At 72.7% G+C, this 6,055-nt stretch carries 6 protein-coding genes; 4 read left to right on the top strand and 2 right to left on the bottom strand.

Annotated features, from left to right (window positions below):
* The 4 genes from C1J01_RS45445 to C1J01_RS45430 form a co-directional block, all read left to right on the top strand.
* On the top strand, window positions 1-704 hold a 704-nt coding region (locus C1J01_RS45445), incomplete at its 5' end, for an ABC transporter permease (protein WP_111185211.1).
* Window positions 701-1,642: an ABC transporter ATP-binding protein gene (locus tag C1J01_RS45440; RefSeq protein WP_111185210.1), complete on the top strand. Its 942-nt coding sequence runs from the start codon at window positions 701-703 to the stop codon at window positions 1,640-1,642. The genes C1J01_RS45445 and C1J01_RS45440, both read left to right, overlap by 4 nt.
* Window positions 1,642-2,520, top strand: coding sequence for an ATP-binding cassette domain-containing protein (locus C1J01_RS45435; RefSeq protein ID WP_111185209.1), 879 nt, complete (start codon window positions 1,642-1,644; stop codon window positions 2,518-2,520). The genes C1J01_RS45440 and C1J01_RS45435 overlap by 1 nt, the downstream gene beginning before the upstream one ends.
* 9 nt (window positions 2,521-2,529) lie before the next feature.
* Window positions 2,530-4,908 (top strand): glycoside hydrolase family 2 protein, encoded by a 2,379-nt coding sequence (locus C1J01_RS45430; protein ID WP_111185208.1) that lies wholly within the window; start codon window positions 2,530-2,532, stop codon window positions 4,906-4,908.
* On the opposite strand, the gene C1J01_RS49405 is transcribed toward C1J01_RS45430, so the two are convergent.
* Together C1J01_RS49405 and C1J01_RS45420 are read right to left on the bottom strand one after the other, a co-directional pair.
* On the bottom strand, window positions 4,871-5,416 hold the full coding sequence (locus C1J01_RS49405; RefSeq protein WP_146615977.1) for a DUF1707 SHOCT-like domain-containing protein: 546 nt from the start codon (window positions 5,414-5,416) through the stop codon (window positions 4,871-4,873). The two genes, C1J01_RS45430 and C1J01_RS49405, sit on opposite strands and share 38 nt — an antisense overlap.
* A gap of 137 nt (window positions 5,417-5,553) precedes the next feature.
* On the bottom strand, window positions 5,554-6,055 hold a 502-nt coding region (locus tag C1J01_RS45420), incomplete at its 5' end, for a PadR family transcriptional regulator (protein ID WP_111185207.1).

Genomic DNA, 6,055 nt, shown 5'->3' with positions numbered 1-6,055 from the left:
CCATGAGCCCGCCCTCGGCCGAGCACTGGTTCGGCACGACCACCTTCGGCCAGGACATCTTCGCCCAGTTCGTGCACGGCCTGCGCAGCAGCTTCGCGGTGGGCGCGATCGGCGGCGGCATCGCGGCGGTCATCGGCATGCTGGTGGGCTTCACCGCCGGCTACCGGGGCGGCGTGGTCGACGAGATCCTCAACATGCTGACCAACGTCGTCCTGGTCATCCCCGCGCTGGCCGTCCTGCTGATCGCCAACGCCTACCTCGGCATCCGCAGCGTGACCGTGCAGGGCCTGTTCATCGGCCTGACGCAGTGGCCGTGGGCGGCGCGGGCGATCCGGGCGCAGACGTTCTCGCTGCGCACGCGCGAGTTCGTGGACCTGGCCAGGATGAGCGGCGCGGGCACCTGGCGGATCATCACCAGGGAGATCGCGCCGAACATGAGCTCCTACCTGTTCATGACGTTCATCCTGCTGTTCGGCGGCTCCATCCTCATCGCCTCGTCGCTGGACTTCATCGGCCTCGGCCCCACCGACGCCGTCTCGCTCGGCCTGATGTTGCAGAACGCCACCCAATGGAGCGCGCTCCAGCTCGGCATGTGGTGGTGGTTCGTCCCGCCGGGCGCCGCCATCACCGCCGTCGTCGGCGCGCTCTACGTGGCCAACGTCGGCCTCGACGAGGTCTTCAACCCGAAGCTGAGGGAGCTATGAGCCTGCAGGTCAGCGATTTGAGGGTGCACTACAGGACGCTGAAGGGCGACGTGCGCGCGCTCGACGGCGTCTCCTTCGACCTGGCCGACGGCGAGATCCTCGGCCTGGTCGGCGAGTCCGGCTGCGGCAAGAGCACCCTCGGCAAGGCCCTCATCCGCATGGACGGCCGCATGCACCGCACCGGCGGCACGGTCGTGCTCGACGGCGAGGAGCTGCCGATCGACGACGACCGCCGGATGAACGACTTCCGCTTCCGCCGGGTCTCCCTCATCCCGCAGTACGCCATGAGCGCGCTCAACCCCACCCGCAAGATCCGCAAACTGGTCGCCGAGCTGCTGCGGGCGCGCGGCGCCACCGTGGACCCCGCCGCGCTGGAGAGCCGCATGGCCCACGTCGGCCTGCCGCCCGAGGTGCTCGACCGCTACCCGATCGAGTTGTCGGGCGGCATGCGCCAGCGCATGGTGATGGTCATCTCCACGCTGCTCGACCCGTCCCTGCTGATCGCCGACGAGGTCACCTCCGCGCTCGACGTCTCCACGCAGAAGGCCGTGGCCCGCGCCCTGCTCGGCTTCCGCGACAGCGGCTACGTCACGAGCATGATCTTCATCACGCACGACCTCGCCCTCACCCACCACATCGCCGACACGATCATGGTCATGTACGCCGGCCGCCTGGCCGAGAAGGCGCCCGCCGACGTGATCGTCAAGGCGCCCCGGCACCCGTACACGCGGCTGCTGCTCGACTCGCTGCCCGAGGTGGGCGTCCGTTACGCCGACCGCAGGCTCGACGGCATCGCCGGCAGCCCGCCGTCGTTGCTGGACCCGCATCCCGGCTGCCGCTTCCGCGACCGCTGCCCGCTGGCCGGCGAGGAGTGCGCCGAGGACCCGCCGGTGACCGAGCTCGCCCCCGACCACCTCGTAGCCTGCTGGAAGGCCTGATGCTCAGACTCGACGACGTCACCAAGCGGTTCAGGATCGGCGCGCTCGGCGGCAGGAGTCTCACCGCCGTCGATGACGTGAGCTTCGAGGTCGCCCCCGGCGAGGTCGTCTCGCTGATCGGGGAGAGCGGCAGCGGCAAGAGCACGATCGGCCGGATGATCCTCGGCCTGCAGCCGGTCACCAGCGGCACGATCACCTTCGACGGCAGCCCGGTGCGGCAGGGCAAGGAGTTCTACCGCAACGTGCAGGGCATCTTCCAGGACCCGTTCAGCTCGTTCAACCCGGTGTTCAAGGCCGACCGCGTGTTCGCCATGGTCAAGGACGCCTACTTCCCCTCGACGCCCGGGCACGAGTGGGCGGCGCGGGTCGAGAACGCGCTGCGCGACGTGCGCCTCAACCCCGGCCAGGTGCTCGGCAAGTACCCCCACCAGCTCAGCGGCGGCCAGCTGCAGCGCCTGCTCATCGCCCGCGCGCTGCTGCTGGAGATCAAGCTGCTGGTCGCCGACGAGATCACCAGCATGCTCGACGCCTCCACCCGCATCGACGTGCTCAACCTGCTGGCCGAGCTCAAGTCGCGCGGGCTCGGCGTGCTCTACATCACCCACGACCTGTCGCTCGGCACCTACCTGGCCGAGCGCACGGTCGTCCTGCGGCGGGGCAGCGTCGTGGAGATGGGGCCGACGGGGCAGGTCTTCGGCGGCCCGCTGCACCCGTACACGCGCGAGCTGCTGGCGGCCGTGCCGCGCCTGCACCAGCCCTGGGACGACGCCACGCCCGTGGACACCTGCGCCTACCACCTGCACGGCGGCACCGGAGTGCTCGCCGAGCCCGAACCCGGGCACTTCGTCGCCTGCGCCCGGCTCAGCACCTGTCAATAGGAGAAACACGTGAGTTCGTACCGTCCGCTGCACGACGGCTGGACCCTGTCGTCGCGGGACCTCGACGGGGTGCCGGCGACCGTACCCGGTTGTGTGCACACCGATCTGCTCGCGGCCGGGGTGATCCCCGACCCGTACCTCGACGGCAACGAGCACCTGCTGGCCTGGATCGGCCGCGAGGAATGGACCTACCGCACCACGTTCACCTGGTCGCCGGACGGGCACGAGCGTACGGACCTGGTGTGCGAGGGGCTGGACACCGTCGCCGAGCTCACCCTCAACGGGGTGAGCCTGGGGAGCACCGCGAACCAGCACCGCTCCTACCGCTTCCCGGTCCGCCACCTGCTGCGCGAGGGCGTCAACGAGCTGGTCGTGCACTTCGGCTCGGCCTACGCCTACGCCGAGGAGCGGCGGGCGGCGCTGGGGGAGCGGCCGGGCGCATACGACGAGCCGTACCAGTTCATCCGCAAGACGGCCTGCAACTTCGGCTGGGACTGGGGGCCGAACGTCGTGACGGCCGGCATCTGGCGGCCGATCGGGCTGGAGAGCTGGAGCCGCGCCCGTCTGGCCGAGGTGCGCCCGCTGGCGCGCGCCGACGGCACGGTGGAGGTGCACGTCCGTGTCGAGCGCACCACGGAGGAGCCGCTCACGCTGACCGCCGAGGTCGCCGGGACGCGCGCCGAGCACCGGCTCGACGGGCGCTCGGCCGCGCTCACGCTGCGGGTCCCGGAGCCGGAGCTGTGGTGGCCCCGCGGGTACGGCGCCCAGCCGCTCTACGACCTGGCCGTACGGCTCGGTGCGCAGGAGTGGACGGGGCGGATCGGCTTCCGTGACGTCGAGCTGGAGCCGGAGGCGTTCCGGCTGGCGGTCAACGGCGTGCCGGTGTTCGTCAGGGGCGTGAACTGGATCCCCGACGACTGCTTCCCCGCCCGCGTCACCCGCGACCGCCTGGCCGCCCGGCTCGGCCAGGCCGTGGACGCCGGGGTCAACCTGGTGCGCGTCTGGGGCGGCGGCACGTACGAGAGCGACGACTTCTACGACCTGGCCGACGAGCTGGGCCTGCTGGTGTGGCAGGACTTCCCGTTCGCCTGCGCCGCCTACCCGGAGGAGGAGCCGTTCCGGTCGGAGGTCGAGGCCGAGGCCCGCGAGCACGTCGCCCGGCTGGCCCGCCACCCGAGCCTGGCGCTGTGGTGCGGCAACAACGAGAACCTGGAGGGGCACGCCGACTGGGGCTGGCAGGAGCGGCTGGAGCACCGCAGCTGGGGCGCGGGCTTCTACCACGACCTGCTGCCGTCGGTCGTCGCCGAGCTGGACCCTTCGCGGCCGTACTGGCCGGGCAGCCCCTACTCCGGCGCGCCCGGCCTGCCGCCGAACGACCCCGCGCGTGGCACGATCCACATCTGGGACGTCTGGAACCGCGAGGACTACACCCGTTATGCGGCCTACCGGCCGAGGTTCGTCGCCGAGTTCGGCTTCCAGGGGCCGCCCGCGTACGCGACGCTGCGCCGGGCCTCCTCCGACGAGCCGCTCACGCCCGACTCCTCCCACCAGAAGGCGATCGACGGGCAGGACAAGCTGCTGCGCGGGCTCGGCGAGCACCTGCCGCGGCCGGAGACGTTCGACGACTGGCACTACCTGACCCAGCTCAACCAGGCCAGGGCGGTGGCCTTCGGCGTCGAGTGGTTCCGGTCGCTGATGCCGTCCTGCATGGGGACGATCGTCTGGCAGCTCAACGACTGCTGGCCGGTCACCTCGTGGTCGGCGGTCGACGGCGACGGGCGGCGCAAGCCCCTGTGGTACGCCCTCCGCCGCGCCTACGCCGACCGGCTGCTCACCGTGCGCGACGGGCAGGTGAGCCTGGTCAACGACTCGGCCGAGCCCTGGACGGGCGAGCTCGCGCTGGTCCGCCACGGCCTCACGGGGGAGCCGCTGGCCAAGGAGGTCGTCTCCGTGCACGTGGCGCCCAGGGCGGTGACCCGGGTGGCGCTGCCGAGGGCGGTGGCGGCGCCCGGCGACCCGGCGGGCGAGCTGCTCGTGGCCCGGCTGGGGGAGACGCGCGTGGTCGCCTGCTACGCCGAGGACCCGGCCGTCGCCTTCCCGCCGGCCGCCTGGGAGGCGAGCGCCGAGCGGGTGGACGGCGGCTACCGGGTGACGGTCACGGCCGTCACCGTGCTGCGCGAGCTGACGCTCTTCCCCGATCGCCTGGACCCGGACGCGGAGGTGGACGACCAGCTCGTCACGCTGCTGCCGGGCGAGAGCGCCGTCTTCCACGTCACCACCGCGCGCGACCTCGACCCGGCCGCCCTGACCGCCTTCCCCGTCCTGCGCTGCGTCAACGAGGGCGCGCCGGTCAGCGGCGGGAGTGGAAGCGGCGGTGCACGAGGCTGAACAGCAGCGCCGCCACGAACACCACGAACAGCACCTTGAACAGCCCGCCGCCGCCGAAGATCAGCGCCAGCGCCATGATCACGAAGAGCACGGGCAGGAACGGGCGCGGGCCGTGGTGCCCGCGCCCGAGGTGACCGCGCCGGTCCGCCCAGGCGGCGCGGTGGGCCTCCCGCTGCGCGTGGCGCATGGCGCGCATCTGCTCCCGGTGCGCGTGCGCCGCCGCCCGCCAGCCGGCCACGTCGTGGAACGGCCCTGGCCCGTGGTGATGGCCGGGGCCCCAGCCCGGCCCGCGCTCAGGCGCCCATGGGGACGCGGCCGGCGCGTGGCCGTGGCCCGGCAGGTCGGCCGTCACGCGGGCGAGGTCACGGCCCGTCTTGGCGGCCAGCGCCTGGTCGAGCCGTTCGTCGAGCTCCTCGTGGGTGAGCCGGCCCTGCGCGAAGTGCTCGCGCAGGGCGGCCATCGTCTGCTCCCGCTCCGCGTCGCCGACGCGGAGATCGTCGCGGTCCATCTCTGGCTCCTCGCTCTGCCCGGACCGGCCCTGCGGTGCGGCGCCGGTCATGCCCATGGTCGTGCCTCGTGCGGTGCGGCGGCCCAGGTCACCCCCGGCGCCGCCGCGTCCCGTCGCTCCCGCCGCGCGCGCCCGGGTCACTCGTCGCCGGGGTCGTCGTCGGCCAGGATCTGGTAGAGCCTGCGCCGGGCCTCAACCAGAGTCTTACGCGCCTCGCGGATCTGCGCGTCGTTCCCGGTGTGGAGAATCTGCATCATGGCGAACGCCGACTGGCGGGCGATGTGCCACAGATCGGCGGTGTTGTCGTCGATGTCGGGGCGCATCTCGTCCCACGGGGCGCGCACCTCGTCGGGGTGCGCCCCGATGTAGGCGCGGCCCTCGTCGGTGAGGCGGAAGGTCTTGCGGCCCTCGCTCTCCGCGGGGATCACCAGGCCCTCGTCGGTGAGCTGCTGCAGCGCCGGGTAGACGGCGCCCGGGCTGGGCTTCCAGCCGCCTTCGCTGCGCTGGGCGATCTCCTGGATGATCTGGTAGCCGTTGCGCGGCTCCTCGGCGAGCAGCGCCAGGATGGCGGCGCGCACGTCGCCCCGCTTGGCCTTGCGGCCCCGGCCGCCCCAGCCGCGGTGGCCGCCGCCCCAGGGC

The sequence above is a fragment of the Nonomuraea aridisoli genome (assembly GCF_003236395.1).
Taxonomy (GTDB): Bacteria; Actinomycetota; Actinomycetes; order Streptosporangiales; family Streptosporangiaceae; genus Nonomuraea; species Nonomuraea aridisoli.
The sequence above is the reverse complement of the archived record's forward strand: the minus strand, read 5'-3'. Positions and strand labels throughout refer to the sequence as shown.